The following is a 22,704-nucleotide window of genomic DNA, read 5'->3' as shown; positions in this document are numbered from 1 at the left end:
AGCCTTGCCAGAGCCACTCCTGCGCAAAATGAGAGGTCCAGTTGCTCGACGCCCTGATCACCCTCGATCGCACATCGCCGCGCAGCCTGCCGCAGCAGATCTATGCTGCCCTGCGCGTCGCCGTGCTCGATGGCACGCTGAAGGCGGGTCTGCGCCTGCCGTCCTCGCGGCAGCTGTCCGACGCTCTCGAGGTGTCGCGCAACACCGTCAATCTCGCCTATGAGCTGCTGGCAGCCGAAGGCGTCATCGAGGTCCGCCCCGGCGCCGCGCCCCGGATCAGCGGTCCGGTGCGGCCCGAGGGCTCGGACAAAGTTGCCACGCCCGCGGCCCGCCCCGTCGCCCTGTCGGCGCGCGGCGTGCGCCTGACCACCGATCCGCGTGGCCCGGACTGGATCACCCGCCGCGGCGCGCTGCAGGCGGGCCTGCCGGATCCGGCCCTGTTTCCGACCGAACTCTGGGGCCGTGCCCTGCGCCGGGCCGCAAGGTCGCTCCGCACCGGCATCCTCTACGACGAGGCTGCCGGTCTTCCCGTGCTGCGCGAGGCGCTTGCCGATTATCTCTCCGCCGAGCGCGGCGTCCGGGCGTCGCCGTCACAGATCGTGATCGTCTCCTCGATGCAGGCAGCCCTTTCCGCCCTTGCCCAGGCCTTCGCCGATCCGGACGATGCCGCGCTGATCGAGAATCCGGGCTACATCGGTGCCCGCACGGCGTTTCTCGGGGCTGGCCTCACCGTGCATCCCCTGCCGGTGGACGAGCGCGGCGCCGATATCTCACGCCTTGCGCCCGGCACGCCCGCGCCGCGCCTCATCTATGTCACCCCGTCGCAGCATTACCCGCTCGGCGGCCGCATGACCCTTGACCGCCGCCTGGCCCTGATCGAGGCGGCGCGGCAGGCGGGGGCGCTGATCCTGGAAGACGACTACGACAGCGAGTTCCTGTTCGAGGGCCGGCCCATCGCCGCGTTGCAGGGCCTGGCTGACCAGGGCGAGGTGATCTATCTCGGCACCTTCTCCAAGAGCCTTTTGCCCGGTTTGCGGATTGCCTATTGCGTTGTGCCGGAAGCGATGGCGCGGCCGCTGACCCTGCTGCTGCGCAACACCGGCCGCCAGGCAAATGCGCATGTCCAGGCGGCGCTGGCCGATTTCTTGAGCGAAGGGCATCACCGTGCCCATCTCAAGCGCGTGCGCGAGGTCTATGCCGGGCGCGGCCATGCGCTGCATGCGGCACTGACGGCGCGGCTGGGCAACCGCATCCGCGTCGCCCCGCCCACCGGCAACATCCAGCTTGCCCTGCGCTTCAACGAGCCGGTGGACGATCAGTGGCTGGCCGGCGCGCTTCACAAGCGCGGCTTTGCCCCGTCCGCGCTCAGCTCCAGCTATCTCGGGCCGGAGCGCGAAAGCGGGCTGATCCTCGGCTACGCCAGCGCGACGCAGGCGGACATCGATCGCTGCGTGGCCGCCATCGATGACCTCCTGCGCAGTCTCTGACGACCCGATCCTGATCAGGCCAGCCGCATTTCCGGCACGGTCCCGGCCGATCCGCCGGGGATGATCAGCGGCGCGCCGGTTGCCGCCAGGATCGTGTCAACATCGACCCCCGGTGCCCGTTCGCGCAGTTCGAGGCCCGCGTCGGTCGGTGCTATGACGGCAAGGTCGGTGACGACCAGATCCACCCGGCGCATCGCGGTCAGCGGCAGGCTGCATTCGGTCACCAGCTTCGGCTCGCCCTTGGCGCTGTGGATCATCGCCACCACGACGCGCCGCGCCCCGGCGACGAGATCCATCGCCCCGCCCATCCCCGGCACCATCTTGCCTGGCACCATCCAGTTGGCGAGATAGCCGCGCGCATCCACCTGCAGGCCGCCCAGCACGGTCATGTCGAGATGCCCGCCGCGGATCAGGCCGAAGCTCATGGCGCTGTCGATGGAGGCGGCCCCCGGAACGGCGGTCACAAAGCTGCCGCCGGCATCCGTCAGGTCCGGATCCTCCATGCCTTCCTCCGGCCGCGAGCCGAGGCCGATGACGCCGTTTTCCGCCTGGAAGAACACATGCACGTCCTTCGGCAGGAAATTGGCAACAAGGCTGGGCAGGCCGATGCCGAGATTGACCAGCGTGTTCGGCTTGACCTCCAGCGCCACGCGCCGGGCGATGAGTTCCTTGGCGTCCATGGCTCAGACCTCCCGTGCCAGAATGTGATCAACCAGAATGCCCGGGGTCTTCACCGCATCCGGCGGAATGACGCCAACGGGCACGATCACCTGCGGTTCGGCGATCACCAGCGTGGCGGCCAGCGCCATGATCGGGTTGAAGTTATGGGCGGTCAGCGAATAGTCGAGATTGCCGACGTAATCGGCCTGACGCGAGGCAATCAGCGCCACATCGGCATGGATCGGGCGCTCCAGCAGGAAGGGGCGGCCATCCACTTCGATGACCTCCTTGCCCTCGGCCACCAGCGTGCCGATGCCGGTCGGCGTCAGCACGCCGCCGAGCCCGGTGCCGCCGGCCCGGATCCGCTCCACCAGCGTGCCCTGCGGCACCAGCTCCACCTCCAGCGTCCCGGCGATCATCTGCGCCTGGGTCTCCGGGTTGAGGCCGATATGCGAGGCGATTACCTTGCGCGCCGCGCCGGCACTGATCAGCTTGCCGATGCCCTTGCCCGGCATGGCGGTGTCATTGGCGATGATGGTGAGATCCCGCGCGCCGCGCGCCACCAGAGCGTCGATGAGGCGATGCGGCGATCCGACGGCCATGAAACCGCCGATCAGCACGCTTGCGCCATCGGGAACCATTGCGGCCGCTTCCTCGGCCTTGATCGCATGTTTCATGGGTTGCGCCAGCTCCCTGCTGCCCGCTGCCCCTTCGGCAGCCCGTGGACGCTACCGCTTTGCAAACCGCTGAACCAATGAAGTTTTTGCGACGCAGCATCTCCTGTCCTACCTCCTAGCCTCATCCTTCGAGTGACTTGCCAGCGGCGGCAAACCGGGCTTGTCTGGGACAAAATCGCCAGAGCCCGGGGGAGGAGACATGAACGTTGCCGAATGGCTGGCCCGCGCGGGCCGGGTGATGCCGGAGCGGCCAGCGCTCTATCAGGGAACCCGCCTTGTCGCCAACTACGCCACCTTTGCCGCAAGGGTGCGCCGCCGCGCCTTTCACCTGCGGTCCGTTGAAGGGCTCAAGCCCGGCGCGCGCGTGGCGATCTTTACCGAGAACTGCCCGGCCTACCTTGAGCTTCTCTACGCCGGCTGGCACGCGGGCCTTGCCATGGTGCCGGTCAATTACAAGCTGCATGTCCGCGAGGCGGCCTTCATTGCCCGCGACAGCGGTGCCGACCTGATGCTTGTCGCCGATCCGGGCGACACGGATCTTGCCGCCGCGCTCCTGGAGGCTGGAGCCGCCACCCGGCTTGCCGGCCTTGATCTCGGTCTGACCGCCGATGACGACCATGCCAGCCCTGCGCCACGCGGGCGCGATGATCTCGCCTGGCTGTTCTACACCTCCGGCACCACCGGCAAGCCGAAGGGGGTGATGATCACCCACGGCAACCTGATGGCCATGACGCTCAGCTACTTCTGCGATGTCGACGAGGTCCGGCCCGAGGACGCCGCCCTTTATGCCGCGCCGATGTCCCACGGCGCCGGCATCTACAACTTCATGCATGTCATTCGCGGTGCCGGCCATGTCGTGCCGGACAGCGGCGGCTTCGAGCCTGCGGAGATCCTGGCGCTGGGCCGGGCCTTCGGCAGCCTGCACCTCTTCGCCGCCCCCACCATGGTGCGCCGGCTGGTGGAGCGCGCCCAGGCCGACGGCGTCACCGGCGAGGGCCTTCGCACCATCGTCTATGGCGGCGGGCCCATGTATGTCGCCGACATCGAGGAGGCCGTGGCGGTCATGGGGCCGCGCTTCGTCCAGATCTACGGCCAGGGCGAGTGCCCGATGACCATCACCGCCTTGCCGCGCCATCTGGTGGCAGACCGCAGCCATCCTTCCTGGCGCGAAAGGCTTGGCTCCGTCGGCACGCCGCATTCCTGCGTCGAGGTGCGCATCGCCGGTCCGGACGGGGCACCGCTCGGGCCGGGAGAGGACGGCGAGATCCTGGTTCGCGGCACGCCCGTCATGGCCGGCTACTGGAACAATCCGGAGGCAACGGCCAAAACCCTCGCCGGCGGCTGGCTGCACACCGGCGACGTCGGCCGCCTGTCCCCCGACGGCTTCCTGACGCTCACCGACCGCTCCAAGGACGTGATCATCTCCGGCGGCAGCAACATATATCCGCGTGAGGTCGAGGAGGTGCTGCTCACCCATCCGGCTGTGCGGGAAGTCTCGGTCATCGGCGCTCCCGACCCGGACTGGGGCGAGGTGGTGGTGGCTTTCGTGGTGGCTGATCCAGGCGTCACGGTTTCCGATCTCGACGCCCACTGCCTAGCCGCGCTCGCCCGTTTCAAGCGGCCAAAGGCCTGGCACTTCGTCGCCGAATTGCCCAAGAACGCCTATGGCAAGGTCCTCAAGACCGACCTCCGCCAGCGTCATGCGGCAACCGGGCCGGACTGACAACCCGCCCCCCTGCCGTCAACATCGCCCCCGTACCCCCCCGCCGTCATGCCATGACTTGATCATGGCATCCATGCCGTTCCCTCTCGGTCCGCACGGACCCGAAATAGGCCACCCGACCAGCCGTCCACATGGATGCCAGTGCCGGGCCGGCAGGTCACGGCATGGATGCCATGGTCGAGCCATGGCATGACGAAGAAACTGTTGCTGTATATGGCGCTGCCGCTGTTCTGCCCGGTCCGACAGGAGTTCCGGCCCCGTACCCCCTGCCGTCAACATCGCCCCCATACCCCCTGCCGTCATGCCATGACTTGATCATGGCATCCATGCCGTTCCCTTTCAGCCTACACGGACCCGAAAAAGGCCACCCGACCAGCCGTCCACGCGGATGCCGATGCCTGACTGCCAGGTCACGGCATGGATGCCATGGTCGAGCCATGGCATGACGAAGAAAATTTCAGCCGAGCGTGACATCCGCTGCCACAGGTTTCCTGATCCGGCTGCAGAGCCGCCCCTCGGTCCGGCCGTCGTTCAGGCCCCCGCCCCCCTGCCGTCATGGCATGACGAAGATAACTGTCCCTCTCGTCGTCCATGGCATCGCGCTGCTGCATCCTGTAGGACTCTGGCAGTGCGGGTGTCCTGCACCTGAGGCCCGGATCAGGAGAACGACATGGACGAGTTGGCTACCCTTGCAATTCTCGGCCTGGGCCTCGGCTTCATTGCATTCGTGCTGCCGATCATCCTTTATTTCCGGGTCAGTGAGTTGAAGCGACGCGTTGCCACGCTCGAACGCGCGCTGACGCCCGGGCTGGATGTCCGCTCGGTCGCGCAGACCATTCCAGGTCCCGATGGCGAGGTGGAGGATTATTTTCTGTCCGCCGCGCCTGAAGACAAGACACCGGCGGAAGCAGCCACCGGAAGCCCCGCATATGCCGCCGCTGAGGCTGCCGACCTGCCGCAACCCGATGCAGATGCGCCCCTGTCCGGCCCCTTTGCCCATCTGCCACGCCGCGACGAGGCCCCGCAGGCAAACCCGGTGGAACCATCGACCAGACCCGCCATCGACCGGGAACGCGAGATTGGCGGCAAGTGGACTGTCTGGGCCGGGGGCATCGCGCTGGCCATCGGCGGCGTGTTCCTCGTCAAATACGCGATTGATAACAATCTCTTCGGTCCTGAGGTGCGGATCCTTCTCGGGGCAATCCTCGGGCTTGGCCTGATGGCAGCGGGCGAGTTCACCCGGCGCTGGCCGAGTGTCTTCTCCGTTCCAGGCTTTGAGACAGCCAACATTCCTGCAACGCTGACGGCCGCCGGCAGCCTGACGCTGTTTGCCGATCTTTATGCTGCCCACGCGCTCTACGGCTTGCTTGGTCCGGCATCGGCCTTTGTCGCGCTTGGGGCCGTTGCAATACTCACGATGCTCGCGGCGCTGCTGCACGGGCCGGCACTGGCCGGGCTGGGCGTCGCCGCCAGCTACGCCGTGCCGCTGCTGGTGTCCTCGCGCGAACCAGCGCTTGTGCCGGCCATGACCTATGTCCTATTCGTCTCGGCAGCCGCCATCGGTATCGGCCGCACGCGGTTCTGGCTCTGGCTCGCCGGCCTTGCCGTCGCCGGGCTCTGCGCCTATGGCTTCCTGTTCGGCTTTGCGGCCGGGCAGGGGGACCGGCTGGCGCTGGTGCTCTATCTGCTGGCGGCAACGGCTCTTGTCCTCGCCGGCTTCGTCTATCGCCTGCACCGCAATGCCCCGGCCTTCCCGGTTTCCGTGGACTGGGTTGCCACTGCTGCGCTCTCCACCGTCCTGCTGCCGCTCGTCCTCACCTTGCAGTTCCCGACTAGCCTGGGGTTCAGTCTGGTCGAGGCTGGCCTGTTGCTTGTCCCGTTCGTACTCGCCTGTCAGGCACCGGCGCTGCGCTATGCCGTCATTGCGCCGCTCCTGGTGCTGCTGCTGCTCGCCTTCGGCTTTGGCGAGGGCCTGAGGCTGGATGACCTCACCCGCATGACGCTGACGGGCGATGCGGCGGCGGTGATCACACCAGTGCCGGCGGAGGCGACCGAACGGCTCGCCACATTCCGCCTGCTGATCGGCATCGAGGGCCTGGTGCTGTTTGCGTTGGCGTTTTACGCCTCGCTGCGGTCGGCTGCGCGTGGCCCTGTCACCGGCGCGGCGCTCGCAGGCGTCGTCGGCCTTGTCGGCATCGCCTGGATCCGTCTTGAAGACTGGCAGGTTTCGCTGCGCTTCGGTCTGCTCGCCTTGTCCCTTGCCTTGCTCTGCCTTGCCATGGCCGAGCATTTCACCGCCCGCTTCGGTCGGCGCCAGTCGTCTCAAGCCGCGCCCTTTGTTCCGGGCGGCGAGGCGGCCCTGGCCGGCTGGGTCATTGCCGGCCTCACCCTCGCCGTGCTCGCCGCCTGTTTCAGCCTTGGCTCGGCCGCGCTCACGGTCGCGCTGGGCCTCTTGCCCCTGATCGTCGCGGCAACCGGACTACGGCACAGGCTTGTGGCGCTGCGCTGGCTGGTTCCGCTCAGCGTCCTTCCCTATGCCGCCCGGCTGATGTGGGATCCTTTCATCGTCGGCGATCAGCTCGGGACGACGCCGCTGTTCAATGCCTTGCTGCCGGGTTACGGCCTGCCAGCGCTTGGCCTGACCGGTGCGGCGGTGCTCCTCAGCCTTCGCGCCCGTGACCTGCCGGCGCTGGGCACCCAGGCGCTTGCGATCCTGTTTGGCGTTCTTGCCCTCGCCATGCTGGCGCTGCATGCCGTGGATCCGGTCTTCCGCTTCTCCGGCAATGGCATGGAACTGCAGGCCAGCGCCGTGCTGGTGCTGATCGGCGGCGCGGTTGCCCTCGGTCTCACCCGGCTCGGCCGCAACACGGTGTCTCCGGTCCTTACCTGGGGCGCCATGGCGGTCAGTCTCGCCGGCATGGGATTTGGCGCTATGAGCCTCGCCGCGCTGGTCAATCCGTTGATGACGGGTGAATCGGTCGGGACGGGACGTGTCTTCAACTGGGTGACCTATGCCTACGGGCTTCCGGCGCTGCTTTACGCGGTGCTGGCTGTCGCCGCGGCCCCGGTGCGCCCGCGCCGCTATGTCCAGGTCACAGCGCTTTTTGCCGCCCTTCTTGGCTTCTGGTTCGTCAATCTCACCATTCGTCAGGCGTTCAGTCCGGACTATCTCGATGCAGCCCCGGTCAGCGAACTGGAAACCTATGTCACGTCGCTGGTCTGGCTGGTGATCGGCGTCGGTCTGCTCGGCTTCGGCTTCCTGCGTGCCTCGCTTGGTCTGCGCAAGCTGTCCGGCGTGGTCATTGCCGCCGTGGTGCTGAAGGTATTCCTGATCGACATGGCCTCGCTCGAAGGTGTCATGCGGGCGCTGTCCTTCGTCGGTCTTGGCCTCACGCTGATGGGGATCGGCGTTGCCTATCAGCGGCTTGTCCTGCGGCTGCCGGCCCCGCCGCCTGCAGCCGATGACACCGCTCGTCCTTGACCCGGCTCCGTTTCGTCCGTAAGGGGGGCGGGTCAGTCGGCCGGACGGCTGCTGCCGCGAGACCCGAAAGGGTGCGGGAGAGGAAAGTCCGGGCTCCAAGGAGACACGGTGCCGGGTAACACCCGGCGGGGGCGACCCCAGGGAAAGTGCCACAGAAAGCAAACCGCCTTCGTCCCCCGCGTCCCCGGATGCGGACCAGGGCCTGAGGTAAGGGTGAAAGGGTGGGGTAAGAGCCCACCGCGCGACCGGTAACGGAAGCGGCACGGTAAACCCCACCGGGAGCAAAACCGAATAGGGATGGCGCAGGTTCCCGCAAGGGCGCCGGGTTGGTTTCCAGGCCGGCCATCCGGGTAGGTTGCGCGAGGCGTCTGGCAACAGGCGTCCCAGATGAATTGCCGTTACGTGGGCCGGTTCGCCGGCCTGCCTTACAAAACCCGGCTTACAGGCCGACTGACACCTTTTCCCCTTCCTTCGCTCAAGCCACGCCGCCCGACCGGCGCCGGTTCGCCCTGTCGTGCCGGCTGAGACCGGCTCTGCGACATGGATCCCAGACCTGCCAGTTCAGCCCCGGTAACACTCGCTTAACCCTGCTGATGTTTCTGGGGACAGGCGGTGTCATTGCGGGACGCCATGGGCTGTATGGCGGGTGATTCCATTGACGCCCATGCCATCCCATGGTATCCCATAATGACCCGGAAATGATGGATGGACCGCGGTTTTCCGCGCCACGTGAATGTCCCCGGCATGGGACGGCACGCAGTGTCATTTGAGTTCATTCAGTGATTTCCGAGGGTTCGGGGCTCACGCCAGAAGGCGTGTTGAAAGGGAATTATGGCCGGCTTCGTCTCGCATTTTGTCAACCGGCTGGATTCGAAGGGTCGCGTGTCCATTCCCGCGCCGTTTCGGGCTGTGTTGGCGCGGGATGGTTTCGAGGGGCTGTACTGCATCGCCTCTCCCCACGCTCCGGCAGTTGATGCGGGTGGCAATGCGCTTGTTGGCGAGATCGAGACCCGCCTTGCCGGCTTTGCCAAGCTGTCTGCCGACCATGATGCGCTGGCCTTTGCCCTGTTCGGCGCCAGCGAGACGCCGAAGGTCGACGCGGAGGGCCGCATGATGTTGAGCGACATGATCCGCGAGCAGACCGGCATCACCGATGAAGTCGCCTTCGTTGGTTTGGGCTACAAGTTCCAGCTCTGGCAGCCGCAGGCGTTCCGCGCCCATCGCGCCGAGGCGCAGAAGCGCGCGCTGGCCATGCTGACGGCAGGAGGTCCGGCATGACGGATGATCTTTCAGCCGTGATCGACGAAGCCTCCGGCGCCCCCGTGCGCCATGTTCCCGTTCTACTGGACGCCGTGCTTTCCGCCATGGCGGCTCAGCCCGGCGAGCTGATTGTTGATGGCACCTTTGGCGCTGGCGGCTATTCGCGGGCGCTGCTGGCGGCCGGGGCGCATGTCATCGGCATCGACCGCGATCCGGATGCGATTGCCGGCGGTCAGGCGCTGGTCGCCACCGCCAAGGGCGCGCTTCGTCTGGTGCCGGGCCGCTTTGCCGATCTTGCCTCCCATATCGAGGCTCTCGGCGTCGAGGCGGTCGATGGCGTCGTGCTCGATCTCGGCGTTTCCTCGATGCAGCTGGATGAAGCCGATCGCGGCTTTTCCTTCATGCGCGACGGGCCGCTGGACATGCGCATGGAACAGGCGGGTCCCTCCGCCGCCGATGTGGTCAACACGCTGCCGGCGCGTGACCTGACCCGCATCATCGGCCTCCTTGGCGAGGAAAAGCGCGCCGGTCAGGTCTCCCGCGCCATCGAGGCCCGGCGCAAGCTGGAGCCGTTCACCCGGACGTCTGATCTGGCGGCGCTGATCGAGAAGGTCGTCGGCCGTTCGCCGAAGAAGATGCACATCCATCCGGCCACACGCACCTTCCAGGCGCTGCGGATCTATGTGAACAGCGAGCTGCATCAGGCCGCCGAGGTGCTTGCGGCGGCTGAGGCGGTCCTGCGTCCCGGTGGCCGGCTGGTGGTCGTCAGCTTCCACAGCCTCGAAGACCGCATCGTCAAGAAATTCTTTGCCGACCGCTGCCGCGTCACGGCTGGCGGCTCGCGCCACATGCCGGAGCAGGACGTGCCGCCGGCGACATTCGAACTGCTGGTCAAGGGTGGCCAGGAGCCGGACGAGGCCGAGACGGCCGTCAATCCGCGCGCGCGCTCGGCGCGCCTGCGCGCTGGCCGCCGCACCACGGCCCCGGCCCGCAGCCTCGACATTCACGCGATCGGCGTGCCGCATCTGGCGGCATTCCAGGGACTTGGAGGATAGGCAATGCTTGGCCGCTATCTCAATCTTGTCTTCGTGATCGCCGTCGTGATCGGCGCTGCCACCGTCTTCGACATGAAGATGGCAGCTGAGCGCTCGGCCGAGCGAGTGGCTGAACTCAAGCGCAAGATCGAGGATGAGCGCGAGGCCATCCGCCTTTTGCGGGCCGAATGGAGCCTCCTGAACCAGCCGCAGCGACTGCAGGGGCTGGTTGAGCGCTACAGCGACTTCCTTCAGCTGCAGCCGCTGGAGCCGAAGCAGATCGTCAGTCTCGATACGCTGCCTGTGAAGCCGGTGATGCTGGAGCCTGTCGGTATCGACAGCCTCATCGACGGTTTTGCTGCGGCCCCGGTTGCCACCACCACGGCTGCAACCGCAACCATCCAGTAAGGGCAAAGCCATGAGCCAGGCGAGCGAGCCTCTGTCCTTCCTGCAGTTCCAGCGCAGCCAACCCAAGCCGACCTACGGCTCGGTGTCGACCGGGACCGTCCGCTCGCGCGTCTATCTGTCCATGGTTGTCTTCGCGCTGATCTTCTCCGTCATTACAGGCCGGCTTGCCCAGCTGGCGCAAATGGAAGAGCAGCCGACCAAGGAGTTCATATCGGCGCAGGATGCGGTCGCCGCCTCCCGTCCAGATCTTGTCGATCGCAACAGCGAGATCCTGGCCACCGATATCAAGACCGCCTCGGTCTATGCCGAGCCACGCAAGATCCTGGATGTCGAGGAAGTGCTTGAGGGCATCGGCAGCGTCTTCCCGGATCTGAACAACGAAACCATGCGCAAACGCCTGTCCAGTCGCGCCGGGTTCATCTGGCTGAAGCGCGAGATCACGCCGGCACAGCATCAGGCAATCCACCGCCTCGGCCTGCCGGGCATCGGCTTTCTCTGGGAGAAGCAGCGCTTTTATCCGGGCGGGCCGATTGCGTCCCATATCGTCGGCTCGGTCAATATCGACAACCAGGGTATCGCCGGCATCGAGAAATACGTCGATGACGCCTGGTTGGCCGACTTGCAGAAGCTCGGTTTCGCCTCGGACCGCTCGATGGAACCTGTCAAGCTGGCGGTTGACCTGCGGGTCCAGCATGTCGTGCGTGACGAACTGCAAAAGGGCATCGAGCGCTATCGTGCCATTGCCGGCGTTGGCATCGTGCTTGACGTGAACACCGGTGAAGTCGTCGCCATGGCCTCGCTGCCGGACTACGATCCGAACAACCGGGGCGAGGCGCTGGAAGCAGACCGGATGAACCGCGCCACTGGCGGTACGTTCGAAATGGGTTCGGTGTTCAAGGGCTTTACCACGGCCAATGCCTTGGCCTCCGGCAAGGTCTCCATGTACGACAGCTTCGATGCCACCCGCCCGATCCGGGCTGGCGGGCGAACCATTTCCGACTTCCACGGCAAGAAGCGCATCCTCTCGGTCCCGGAAATCTTCATCTATTCCTCGAACATCGGCACAGCCAAGATGATGCTGACCACAGGCATCGAGGAACAGAAGCGCTTTTTTGGCGATATAGGCTTTACCTCGCGCACGGTGACGGAACTCCCCGAAAATGCCGCGCCCCAGGTCCCCAAGCGCTGGGGTGAACTGGCTGCCATCACCATGTCCTTTGGTCATGGCATTTCGGTGACGCCGATGCAGACGGCGGTTGCGGCTGCGGCGCTGGTCAATGGCGGCCGCTATATTCCGCCGACCTTCCTGCCTCGTGACGAGGCCACCGCAAACAGCCTTGCGCGTCAGGTGATCCCGCCGAAGGTCAGCCAGGCTCTGCGTTATCTCTATCGTCTCAACGTCATCAGCGGGTCAGGCAGGCGGGCGGATGTTCCCGGCTATCTGGTCGGCGGCAAGACCGGCACGGCCGAGAAGGTCGAGAAGGGACGCTACAATCCGAACAAGCGCCGCAATTCCTTCCTGTCCGCATTCCCGATGGACGATCCGCGCTATGTGGTTCTGGTCGTCCTGGATGAGCCCAAGCCTGAGAAGGAGGGGATGGCCGCGACCGCCGGTCTCAACACGGCCCCGATGGTTGCAAATATCGTTCGTCGTGCCGCTCCCATGCTGGGCGTGATGCCCCGGCCAATTACCGAAGGGACACAGACGATCGAAATAGCCTATTAAGGGCCGCTGCGGGGAGAATACGGGATGGGGTCGCAGCCAGTTTCCCGCTCTCGCCGAATCCGACGACGCACAAGCGAACCTGGGATGACATGCATCTGAGCAACCTGATGGCGGACCTTGCCGGTCTTGCCTCCTATTCTGATCTGACGATCACCGGCCTGACCTCGGACAGCCGCGCGGCCCGTCCGGGTTTTCTGTTTTTCGCCCTGTCTGGCGTCAAAGTGCATGGCGCAACGTTTGCGGCCAGGGCCATCGCAGAGGGCGCGGTCGCGGTTGTGACGGACGCAGCCGGGGCAGAGCTGCTGGCGGCGCAGGCGGTGGCGGGTCCGGTTTTCGCGGTCCCTAACCCGCGTCTTGCGCTGGCGCAAATGGCCGCGCGCTTCCACGCTCCGCAACCCGCCACAATGGTCGCGGTCACCGGAACGGCCGGAAAGACCTCCGTCGCCCATTTTGTCCGCCAGATCTTTGAGCGCTGCGGCCATGCAGCCGCCAGCCTCGGCACCCTTGGAACCATCACCTCGAACGGCAAGAGCTATGGCGGGCTGACGACGCCGGATCCGGTGACGCTGCACCGGGACCTCGCACGCCTTGCCGCCGATGGCATCACCCATGCGGCCATGGAAGCCTCAAGCCATGGGCTCGACCAGTTCCGCCTCGATGGCGTGCAACTGGCTGCCGCCGGCTTCACCAACCTTGGCCGGGACCACATGGACTACCATCCGACGGTCGAGGACTATCTCGCCGCCAAGCTGCGCCTGTTCACCGACCTGTTGCCAGCCGGCGGCATCGCGGTCGTCGATCCGCTGGAGCCGTATGCCGACCGCGTGGTCGCCGCCTGTGAGGCGCGCGGCCTCAAGCTGCTGACAGTCGGCGAGCGCGGCGTCGACCTGCGCCTCACCGGACTGAAGCACAGCGGCTTCAGCCAGGTCCTGACCATTGCCACCGAGCGAGGCGATTACAAGGTGTCGCTGCCGCTCGCCGGCCGCTTCCAGGTCTCCAATGCCCTGATCGCCGCCGGCCTTGCCATCGCCGCCGGAGAGCAGCCGGGTGCCGTCCTGCGGGCGCTCGAAGACCTTGAAGGCGCACCGGGCCGGCTGGAACTGGTCGGCCACAAGGAAAACGGCGCGCTCGCCTTTGTCGACTATGCCCACAAGCCGGACGCGCTCGACAATGCGCTGGCGGCACTGCGTCCCTTCACCAAGGGCCGTCTTGTCTGTGTCGTTGGTGCCGGCGGGGACCGCGATCCCGGCAAGCGTCCGATCATGGGTGAGGTCGCCACACGCCGTGCCGATGTCGTCATCATCACGGACGACAATCCTCGGACCGAAGATCCCGCCCTGATCCGCAAGGCCATGCTCGCCGGGGCCCCTGGGGCGCTGGAAATTGGTGATCGTCACGAAGCCATCGAACGGGCTGTGGCGATGCTGGAAGACGGGGATGTCCTTTGTGTTGCGGGCAAAGGCCACGAAACGGGCCAAATCGTCGGTGACACGGTGTTGCCCTTTTCAGACCACGACGCAGTTCGCGCTGCGCTCGGCCATGCGGTGCCTGACGCCGCGCGCGACAGGAGAGACCCGGCATGAGCCTGCCGCTCTGGACCCTTGAAGAATTTGCCACTGCCGTCAGCGGTTCTGTCGTCGGCACACCCACCGAGGCGATCACTGGCGTTTCCATCGACAGCCGCACGCTTCAGCCCGGCGAAGCCTTCATCGCCATTGCCGGCGACAGGTTCGATGGCCATGACTTTGTCGAGGCCGCTCTCAAGGCCGGTGCATCGCTGGCCCTCGTCGCGCGTGATCGCCTGGCCAGCCTGCCGGCCGATGGCCGTTACGTGGTGGTGGACGATGTTCTGGAAGGCCTGCGCTGCCTTGGCCGCGCCGCCCGTGCCCGCGTCAATGCACGGATTGTCGCGGTTACCGGCTCGGTCGGCAAGACCGGAACCAAGGAGGCGTTGCGCCTTGCCCTGACGCGGGTCGGCAAGACCCATGCCTCTGTCGCCTCGTTCAACAATCACTGGGGCGTGCCGCTGACGCTGGCGCGCATGCCGAGGGATGTCGACTACGGTGTCTTCGAGATCGGCATGAACCACGCCGGCGAGATCACGCCTCTGGTCCAGATGGTCCGCCCGCATGTCGCGATCATCACCACGGTTCAGCCGGTTCATCTCGAGTTCTTCGATTCTGTCGAGAGCATTGCCAAGGCGAAGGCAGAGATCTTCGCCGGACTGGAGCCGGGCGGTGTGGCCATTCTCAACCGCGACAATGACCAGTTCGATCTCCTGACCTTCCTTGCCAAGACCGCCGGCGTCCCGACCATCCGCACCTTTGGCGAGACGGCCGGCGCGGATGGCAAACTGCTTAAACTCGTCACCCAGACCGGAACGTCGGTTGTCCAGGCCCGCATCCTGGGAGAGGAGATCACCTACAAGATCGGCGCGCCGGGCCGGCACTTCGTCATGAACAGCCTCGCGGTCCTGCTCGCCATTGTGGAAATGGGCGCGGATCTCGCCTTGGCAGGACTGGCGCTCGCCGAACTCTCCGCTCCAAAAGGACGCGGTGCCCAGACCCGTCTGACGCTCGCTGGCGGACCGGCCATTCTGATCGACGAGAGCTACAACGCCAATCCGGCGTCCATGCGTGCGGCGCTCAGCCTTCTGGGGGACGCGCAAGTAAGTGTCCCCGGACGCCGGCTCGCTGTTCTTGGCGACATGCTGGAACTGGGCGCGACGTCGCCGGCACTGCATGCCGAGCTTGCCCAGCCGATCGCGGCCGCAAAGGTCGACGCCGTTTATTGCTGCGGTCCGATGATGCATGAACTGTGGCAGCGTCTACCGGCAGGCCAGCGCGGGCTCTACGCAGACACATCCGCCGGTCTTCTCGATCGACTTCGCGAAGATATCCGGCCGGGAGATGTCGTCATGATCAAGGGATCTCTGGGCAGCCGGATGGGCCCCCTTGTGGAAGCGCTCAAGCAGGACTATGCGGCAGCGGATGAAACCGTAGCGGTTTAAGGATTCCCCATGTTCTATCTTCTCGGCGAACTCTCCGGCCAGTTGTCTGCGCTCAACGTGTTCCGCTACATCACCTTCCGCACGGGCGCGGCCATCATGACCGCGCTGGTCTTCGTGTTCCTGTTCGGGCCGAAGATCATCTCCAGCCTGCGACTGCGTCAGGGCAAGGGCCAGCCGATCCGCGAGGATGGTCCGCAGAGCCATCTGCTGACCAAGAAGGGCACGCCCACCATGGGCGGCCTGATGATCCTGTCCGGCATGATTGTCTCGACGCTGCTGTGGGCGGACCTGCGCAACCCTTATGTCTGGATCGTGCTCTGGGTGACCGTTGGTTTCGGCCTGATCGGCTTCTATGACGACTATCTCAAGGTCACCAAGGCGACGCACAAGGGCTTCTCGGGCCGCGCCCGGCTCGGCATCGAATTCCTGATCGCCGGCTCCGCCGCCTTTGCGGTGACGATGCTGGATAACGGGCCCTTTGCCACCTCCATTGCCTTCCCCTTTCTCAAGGACCTGCTGCTGAACCTTGGCATCGTCTTCATCCCTTTTGCCGCCTTTGTCATGGTCGGTGCCGGCAATGCCGTGAACCTGACGGATGGCCTGGATGGTCTCGCCATCGTGCCGGTGATGATCGCGGCCGGGTCCTTCGCCATCATCGCCTATCTGTCGGGCAATGCGGTCTTTGCGGACTATCTGCAAATCCACCACGTCTCCGGTACCGGCGAACTGGCCGTGCTCTGCGGTGCGGTCATTGGCGCGGGGCTTGGTTTCCTCTGGTTCAACGCGCCTCCTGCCGCCATCTTCATGGGCGACACCGGTTCCCTGTCGCTGGGCGGCATGATCGGCGCAGTCGCGGTCGCCACCAAGCACGAGATCGTGCTCGCGATCATCGGCGGTCTGTTTGTGCTGGAAGCCGTCTCGGTGATCGTGCAGGTCGCGTCCTTCAAGCTGACCGGCAAGCGCGTATTCCGCATGGCGCCGATCCATCACCATTTCGAGCATCTCGGCTGGACCGAGTCCCAGGTCGTGATCCGCTTCTGGATCATTGCCGTGGTTCTCGCCCTCATCGGCCTTGCCACCTTGAAGCTGCGGTGAGGCCCGGATGATCCCGATCACCAGTTTTGCCGGACAGACAGTCGCCCTCTTCGGGCTCGGCGGCTCCGGCATGTCCAGCGCTCTGGCGCTGAAGGCCGGCGGCGCCGAGGTCCTCGCCTTTGACGATACCGCTGCCCGCAACGACGCGGCCCGGGCGCAAGGCTTGACGGCGGTGGACCTCAGCCAGATCGACTGGAGCAGCGTATCGGCCCTCGTACTGTCGCCTGGCGTGCCGCTGACCCATCCCGAGCCGCACTGGACCGTCCAGCTTGCCCGCAACGCCGGTGTCGAGGTGATCGGCGACATCGAACTCTTCGCCCGTGAACGCCGCCGCCTCTGCCCGGATGCGCCCCTGATCTGCATCACCGGCACCAATGGCAAGTCGACGACCACCGCTCTCGTCACCCATCTGCTCGCCAGCCTCGGCCTCGATGTGCAGATGGGCGGCAACATCGGCACGCCGGTTCTGGACCTCGAGCCGCTGGCGCCGCATCGCCATTATGTCGTCGAGTGCTCGTCCTACCAGATCGATCTGGCCCCCAGCCTTGACCCCACTGTCGGCATTCACATGAACCTGTCGCCGGATCATCTCGACCGGCACGGCACCATGGAGAACTACGCCGCCATCAAGCAGCGCCTCGTCGCCGGCAGCCGCTCCGCCGTCATCGGCGTGGATGACCCGATGAGCGCTGCGATGGCGGACCGGCTGGCACTGGCTGGCCGGCGGGTGCGCCGCATTTCCGGGCATCTGCCGCAGACCGATGGCGTCTATGGCGACGGCACGGGCCTGATGATGGCTGACCTTGGCACCCAGACCCGTCTGGCTGATCTCACCGGCATCGACGCCCTGCGCGGTCGCCACAATGCTCAGAATGCCGCTGCCGCCTGCGCCGCGCTGCTGGATCTCGGCCATGCGCCGGAGCGGATCGCCGCCGCACTGAAGACCTTCCCGGGTCTCAGGCACCGCATGCAGGTGATCGCGCGGCGCAATGGCGTGCTCTTCGTCAACGACAGCAAGGCCACCAACGCCGATGCGGCCGCCTGGGCGCTGGCCAGCTACAAGCGGATCTACTGGATCGCCGGTGGCAAGCCGAAAACCGGCGGCATCGAGCCACTGGCCGAGTTCTTCCCCCGGATCGCCCGCGCCTATCTGATCGGCGAGGCTGCCGAAGCCTTTGCCCAGACCCTCGCCGGCAAGGCACAGGTGGAAATCTGCGGCACCATGGACGTCGCCGTCGCACGGGCCGCCGAGGACGCGGTCCATGATCCATCGCCTGAAAAGGTCGTCATGCTGTCGCCAGCCTGTGCGTCCTTTGACCAGTATCCGAATTTTGAGGTCCGTGGGGACGCGTTTGTCGCAGCTGTCGAGGCGCTGGATCGTGCCTCGGGGACAGAAGGAAATGCCTGATGGTTTCGCGCGCCGATCGTGGTCCGCTGGCTGAATGGCTGTGGACGGTTGATCACTATCTTCTGGCTGCCTTTGTGCTTCTTGCTATCGGCGGCGTGGTCTTGTCCTTCGCCGCCAGCCCGCCCGTGGCTGAGCGGCTCGGCGTGGAGAGCTTCTATTTCGTCAAGCGGCAGGCGGTGTTCCTGCTCCCGGCGCTCGCAATGATGATCGGCCTGTCGCTGATGTCGCCCCGCATCATCCGCCGCGTGGCCCTTCTGTTCCTCATCGGTTCCCTTGCCATGATGGTGGCGACGCTGTTCCTCGGCGTCGAGGTCAAGGGTGGGCGTCGCTGGATCAATCTCGGCTTCACGACGCTGCAGCCTTCGGAGTTCCTCAAACCCGCCTTCGTCGTCATCGTCGCCTTCCTCCTGTCGGAAAGCGGCCGCCGCCGCGAAGTTCCCGGCGCGCTGTTCTCGGCGCTGATCTTTGCTGTTGCCGCCATGCTCTTGATCGCACAGCCGGACTTCGGTCAGACCATGCTGCTGGCCCTGGGATGGGGGGCGCTGTTCTTCATCAACGGCTTGCCTTGGATTGCAATCATTGCCCTTGCAGTCGTCGGACTTGTCGGGATGAGCTCGGCCTACTTCCTGTTGCCGCACGTGACATCGCGCGTGAACCGCTTTCTGGATCCCGGTTCAGGTGACACGTTCCAGGTCGACACGGCGCGCGAGGCGTTCCTGTCCGGCGGCTGGTTCGGCAAGGGGCCGGGCGAGGGCATCGTCAAGCGCATCCTGCCCGACAGCCATACCGACTTCGTGTTTTCTGTCGTGGCCGAGGAGTTCGGCATCATCGTCTGCATGCTGATGGTGGTGCTGTTCAGTTTCATCGTGCTGCGCGGCCTGCGTAACGCCGCCCGCGACCAGGACGCCTTCTCGCGCCTTGCCACTTCGGGCCTGGTCATCATGTTCGGCCTGCAGGCGACCATCAACCTGATGGTGAACCTCAACCTGATCCCGGCCAAGGGCATGACGCTGCCGTTCATCTCCTACGGCGGCTCGTCGCTGTTCTCGACCGCGCTCACCGCCGGCTTCATCCTGGCGCTGTCCCGCCGCAAGCCGCGTCCGGTGCACAGCGAAAGCGTGATCGTCTCGCGGGTGTCGCCATCCAGCCTGATGCAACCGGGTATCCGATGACCAAGACCATCCTTCTCACTGCCGGCGGCACTGGCGGCCATCTGTTTCCCGCCGAGGCGCTGGCAAGCGAACTGGTGCGCCGCGGCTGGACCGTGGATCTGGCCACCGACGAGCGCGCCGACAAATACGGCAGCCGCTTTCCGGCCCGCGAAGTCCACATCATCGCCTCGGAGACCCTGCGCTCCAAGTCGCCGGTCGCCATCCTGAAGACGATCTTCAGTCTGGCCCGCGGCACGTTGCAGGCCCTCGGCGTGGTGCGCCGGGTCAAGCCGTCCGTGGTCGTCGGTTTTGGCGGCTATCCGACCTTTCCGCCCATGCTCGCCGCGCGCCTTGCCCGCGTGCCTTCCATCCTGCACGAAGCCAATGCGGTGATGGGCCGGGCCAACCGGATGCTCGCACGCGGCGTTGACGCGGTCGCCACCAGCGTTCCCATCGCCGGCCTTGATCCGGCCATTGCCGCCAAGGCCCGGGAAACCGGCAATCCCGTGCGCCCGATGGTCATCGAGGCGGCCCGCGTTGCCTATCCGCCGCTGCAGGAAAATGGCCCGTTCCAGTTTCTCGTCTTCGGCGGCTCGCAGGGCGCGCGCTTCTTCTCCGACCTGATGCCGGAGGCACTCGCCCTCCTGCCAGCCGGCAAGCGCGCCCGTCTGCGCCTCGTCCAGCAGTGCCGGCCCGAGGATCTGGACCGGGTCAAGACCCGCTACGAGGAGCTTGGCGTTTCAGCCGAACTCGCCGCCTTCTTCACCGATCTGCCGATGCGCCTCGCCAGCGCCCACCTGATCCTGTGCCGCTCCGGCGCGTCCTCGGTCAGCGAATTGGCCGTGATCGGCCGCCCGTCGATCCTCGTGCCGCTGCCCCATGCGCTCGACCAGGACCAGAGCGCCAACGCCCGTGTGCTGGAAGCCGTTCGCGGTGCCTGGCCGATTGAACAGAAAAACCTCACACCTCAGGCGCTGGCCGGCCGGCTCGGCAGCCTGATGGATGAACCCGAAACCCTTGCCGCTGCCGCCCGTGCCGCCGCCGGACAGGGCAAGGCCGACGCGGTTGCGCGCCTTGCCGATCTGGTCGAGCAGGTGGCCGCGCAATCGAAGTCGTGAAAGGAGACCGGCGATGAAGATGCCGCGTGAACTGGGTCCGGTGCATTTTGTTGGCATTGGCGGGATTGGCATGAGCGGCATCGCCGAGGTGCTGCACATGCTCGGCTACACCGTCCAGGGCTCGGACATGTCCGAGAGCGCCAACGTTCAGCGCCTGCGCGAAAAGGGCATTCCGGTCTTCATCGGCCATGCCGCCGAAAACCTCGGCGCGGCCGAGGTTCTGGTCGTGTCCTCGGCCATCAAGCGCGACAATCCGGAGCTGATCGCGGCCCGCGAAAAGCTGATCCCCGTCGTGCGCCGCGCCGAAATGCTGGCCGAGCTGATGCGGTTCAAGCAGTCGGTGGCCATCGGCGGCACCCATGGCAAGACCACGACAACTTCCCTGATCGCCGCGCTGCTGGAAGCCGGCGGGCTTGACCCGACCGTCATCAACGGTGGCATCATCAACGCCTATGGCACCAATGCCCGCATGGGCGCCGGCGACTGGATGGTCGTGGAGGCGGACGAAAGCGATGGCACCTTCGTCAAGCTGCCCGCCGATGTCGCGGTCGTCACCAACATCGATCCCGAACATCTCGATCACTATGGCGACTTCGCCGGCGTGCGCGCCGCGTTCCGCAACTTCGTCGAGAACGTTCCCTTCTACGGCTTTGCCGTGATGTGCCTCGATCACCCGGAAGTGCAGTCGCTGGTCGGCCAGATCGAGGACAAGCGCATCGTCACCTATGGCACTAACCCACAGGCAGATGTCCGCTTCGTCGATGTGCGGATGGAAGGCGGCAAGGCGCATTTCAGCGTCCGCTTCCAGAACCGCCGCTCGGGCACCAGCGAGGCCCTGGACGACCTCGTCCTGCCGATGCCGGGCCTGCATAACGTCTCCAACGCCACCGCCGCCATTGCCGTCGCCAACCGGCTCGGCATCGCCGGGACTGCCATCCGCAAGGGCCTTGCCGGCTTCGGCGGCGTGAAGCGCCGCTTCACCCATACCGGCACCTGGAACGGTGTCGATATCTTCGACGACTATGGCCATCACCCGGTGGAAATCCGCGCCGTGCTGAAGGCTGCCCGCGACACCGCGAAGGGCAAGGTCATCGCCATCGTACAGCCGCACCGCTATTCGCGCCTTGCCAGCCTGTTTGACGACTTCTCCACCTGCTTCAACGATGCCGACACCGTCATCGTTGCCCCGGTCTATGCGGCCGGTGAGCAGCCCATCGAGGGCGTCAACCGCGACACGCTGGTCAGCGGCCTCAAGATCCATGGCCACCGTTCGGTTCTGGCACTGGAGGGCCCGGAAGCCCTCGCCGGTCTCGTTGGTGGCATTGCCCAGCCGGGCGATTATGTTGTCTGCCTGGGCGCGGGCAACATCACCCAGTGGGCGCATGCGCTGCCGGGCCAGCTTGCGGCGCTGGGGCAGGGGGCCAAGGCGTGAGTTCGGATAATCTCCTGATCCGCCTCGGCGCCTCGATCCACGGCATTCGTGGCCGGGTATCCAGCGATGCACCGCTGTCTGCCGTCACCTGGCTGCGCGCGGGCGGCCCGGCCAGCGTGCTGTTCCAGCCGGCCGATGAGGCCGACCTTGCCAGCTTCCTGCAGCAGCTGCCGGCGGATGTGCCGGTGCTCGTCATTGGCCTTGGCTCCAATCTCCTCATCCGCGACGGCGGCTTTGACGGCGTTGTCATCCGCCTCACCGGCAAGGGCTTCGGTGCCATCGACCGTGTTGGCGAGACGGGCATTCGGGCCGGTGCGGCTGTTCCTGACAAGCGCCTGGCCGAATTTGCAGCTGAAGCCGGGCTCGGCGGCTTTGCCTTCTACGCCGGCATTCCCGGTGCCATCGGCGGCGCGCTGCGCATGAACGCCGGTGCTCATGGCGCCGAGACCCGCGACCGGGTCGTCGAGGTCACGGCGCTTGACCGCAAGGGCGAACGCCATGTGCTCAGCAATGCTGATCTCGGCTATGCCTATCGCCACTGCAGTGCTCCGAAGGACCTGATCTTCACCTCCGCCCTGTTCGAGGGCATCCCGGCCCCGGTCGAGCAGATCCGCACCGAGATGGCGGACGTCACGGCCCACCGCGAGAAGGCGCAGCCGATCCGCGAGAAGACCGGTGGCTCCACCTTCAAGAACCCGGACGGCACCTCCGCCTGGAAAGTGATCGATGCCGCCGGCTGCCGTGGCCTCACCATCGGCGGTGCACAGATGTCCGAGATGCACTGCAACTTCATGATCAACACAGGCACCGCCACCGCCCACGATCTGGAGCTCCTCGGCGAAACCGTCCGCCGCCGCGTCCGCGAAACCTCCGGCATCCTCCTCGAATGGGAAATCAAACGCCTCGGCGACTTCACCCCCGGCCAGGCCATCACGCCGTTCCTGGATTGAAGGATATGCCCGCGTTCGTTCCCCTCGTCGCCCCTGCGCAGGCAGGGGCCCAGTAACCGAGGCGGGCAGATTCCGCGCACGGTC

Annotated in this window: 17 protein-coding genes and 1 other RNA gene; 16 read left to right on the top strand and 2 right to left on the bottom strand. The window is 66.0% G+C overall.

Annotated features, from left to right (window positions below; genetic code table 11):
• Positions 1–41: 41 nt before the first annotated feature.
• Positions 42–1,487 (top strand): MocR-like pyridoxine biosynthesis transcription factor PdxR, encoded by a 1,446-nt coding sequence (gene pdxR, locus C8348_RS09585; protein WP_106753092.1) that lies wholly within the window; start codon positions 42–44, stop codon positions 1,485–1,487.
• 14 nt (positions 1,488–1,501) lie between these two features.
• Here the strand turns inward: pdxR and C8348_RS09580 are convergent, their stop codons facing one another.
• Together C8348_RS09580 and C8348_RS09575 are read right to left on the bottom strand one after the other, a co-directional pair.
• Positions 1,502–2,167, bottom strand: a complete 666-nt coding sequence (locus C8348_RS09580) for a 3-oxoacid CoA-transferase subunit B (RefSeq protein WP_106753091.1) — start codon at positions 2,165–2,167, stop codon at positions 1,502–1,504.
• A 3-nt stretch (positions 2,168–2,170) separates the two neighbouring features.
• Positions 2,171–2,824: a CoA transferase subunit A gene (locus tag C8348_RS09575; protein ID WP_106753090.1), complete on the bottom strand. Its 654-nt coding sequence runs from the start codon at positions 2,822–2,824 to the stop codon at positions 2,171–2,173.
• 199 nt (positions 2,825–3,023) lie between these two features.
• On the opposite strand from C8348_RS09575, the gene C8348_RS09570 reads away from it, so the two are divergent.
• The 15 genes from C8348_RS09570 to murB all read left to right on the top strand — a co-directional run bounded on the left by C8348_RS09570 (position 3,024) and on the right by murB (position 22,620).
• Positions 3,024–4,547 carry an AMP-binding protein gene (locus C8348_RS09570; protein WP_106753089.1) on the top strand — a complete coding sequence of 508 codons (1,524 nt, stop codon included), beginning with the start codon at positions 3,024–3,026 and terminating at the stop codon, positions 4,545–4,547.
• A gap of 670 nt (positions 4,548–5,217) precedes the next feature.
• Positions 5,218–8,028, top strand: a complete 2,811-nt coding sequence (locus C8348_RS09565) for a DUF2339 domain-containing protein (RefSeq protein ID WP_106753088.1) — start codon at positions 5,218–5,220, stop codon at positions 8,026–8,028.
• Between the two features lie 32 nt (positions 8,029–8,060).
• An RNA gene (rnpB, locus tag C8348_RS09560) (RNase P RNA component class A) lies at positions 8,061–8,486 on the top strand.
• A 373-nt stretch (positions 8,487–8,859) separates the two neighbouring features.
• Positions 8,860–9,306 (top strand): division/cell wall cluster transcriptional repressor MraZ, encoded by a 447-nt coding sequence (locus C8348_RS09555; RefSeq protein ID WP_106753087.1) that lies wholly within the window; start codon positions 8,860–8,862, stop codon positions 9,304–9,306.
• Positions 9,303–10,343: a 16S rRNA (cytosine(1402)-N(4))-methyltransferase RsmH gene (rsmH, locus tag C8348_RS09550; protein ID WP_106753086.1), complete on the top strand. Its 1,041-nt coding sequence runs from the start codon at positions 9,303–9,305 to the stop codon at positions 10,341–10,343. Before C8348_RS09555 ends, rsmH begins: the two co-directional genes overlap by 4 nt.
• A 3-nt stretch (positions 10,344–10,346) precedes the next feature.
• On the top strand, positions 10,347–10,730 hold the full coding sequence (ftsL, locus tag C8348_RS09545) for a cell division protein FtsL (RefSeq protein WP_106753085.1): 384 nt from the start codon (positions 10,347–10,349) through the stop codon (positions 10,728–10,730).
• Positions 10,731–10,740: 10 nt separating this feature from the next.
• Positions 10,741–12,456, top strand: coding sequence for a peptidoglycan D,D-transpeptidase FtsI family protein (locus C8348_RS09540; RefSeq protein ID WP_106753084.1), 1,716 nt, complete (start codon positions 10,741–10,743; stop codon positions 12,454–12,456).
• An 89-nt stretch (positions 12,457–12,545) separates the two neighbouring features.
• Positions 12,546–14,039, top strand: a complete 1,494-nt coding sequence (locus tag C8348_RS09535) for a UDP-N-acetylmuramoyl-L-alanyl-D-glutamate--2,6-diaminopimelate ligase (RefSeq protein ID WP_106753083.1) — start codon at positions 12,546–12,548, stop codon at positions 14,037–14,039.
• The gene (locus C8348_RS09530) at positions 14,036–15,466 is read left to right on the top strand and encodes a UDP-N-acetylmuramoylalanyl-D-glutamyl-2,6-diaminopimelate--D-alanyl-D-alanine ligase (protein ID WP_106753082.1); all 1,431 of its coding nucleotides are present in this window, start codon (positions 14,036–14,038) and stop codon (positions 15,464–15,466) included. The genes C8348_RS09535 and C8348_RS09530 overlap by 4 nt, the downstream gene beginning before the upstream one ends.
• 9 nt (positions 15,467–15,475) lie before the next feature.
• A complete protein-coding gene (gene mraY, locus C8348_RS09525) occupies positions 15,476–16,561 on the top strand; it encodes a phospho-N-acetylmuramoyl-pentapeptide-transferase (protein WP_106753081.1) in 1,086 nt (361 codons plus the stop codon).
• A gap of 7 nt (positions 16,562–16,568) precedes the next feature.
• Positions 16,569–17,969 carry a UDP-N-acetylmuramoyl-L-alanine--D-glutamate ligase gene (gene murD, locus C8348_RS09520; protein WP_106753080.1) on the top strand — a complete coding sequence of 467 codons (1,401 nt, stop codon included), beginning with the start codon at positions 16,569–16,571 and terminating at the stop codon, positions 17,967–17,969.
• Positions 17,969–19,141 (top strand): FtsW/RodA/SpoVE family cell cycle protein, encoded by a 1,173-nt coding sequence (locus C8348_RS09515; RefSeq protein ID WP_106753079.1) that lies wholly within the window; start codon positions 17,969–17,971, stop codon positions 19,139–19,141. Before murD ends, C8348_RS09515 begins: the two co-directional genes overlap by 1 nt.
• Positions 19,138–20,238, top strand: a complete 1,101-nt coding sequence (gene murG, locus C8348_RS09510; protein ID WP_106753078.1) for an undecaprenyldiphospho-muramoylpentapeptide beta-N-acetylglucosaminyltransferase — start codon at positions 19,138–19,140, stop codon at positions 20,236–20,238. Before C8348_RS09515 ends, murG begins: the two co-directional genes overlap by 4 nt.
• Before the next feature lie 13 nt (positions 20,239–20,251).
• The gene (gene murC / locus C8348_RS09505; RefSeq protein ID WP_106753077.1) at positions 20,252–21,670 is read left to right on the top strand and encodes a UDP-N-acetylmuramate--L-alanine ligase; all 1,419 of its coding nucleotides are present in this window, start codon (positions 20,252–20,254) and stop codon (positions 21,668–21,670) included.
• Positions 21,667–22,620 carry a UDP-N-acetylmuramate dehydrogenase gene (gene murB / locus C8348_RS09500; RefSeq protein WP_106753076.1) on the top strand — a complete coding sequence of 318 codons (954 nt, stop codon included), beginning with the start codon at positions 21,667–21,669 and terminating at the stop codon, positions 22,618–22,620. Before murC ends, murB begins: the two co-directional genes overlap by 4 nt.
• Positions 22,621–22,704 lie beyond the last annotated feature (84 nt).

Origin of the sequence: Pannonibacter carbonis, from assembly GCF_003012935.1 — a bacterium.
In the GTDB taxonomy this organism is placed as follows: domain Bacteria; phylum Pseudomonadota; class Alphaproteobacteria; order Rhizobiales; family Stappiaceae; genus Pannonibacter; species Pannonibacter carbonis.
Note: the sequence above shows the minus strand (reverse complement) of the source record. Positions and strands in the feature narration are given on the sequence as shown.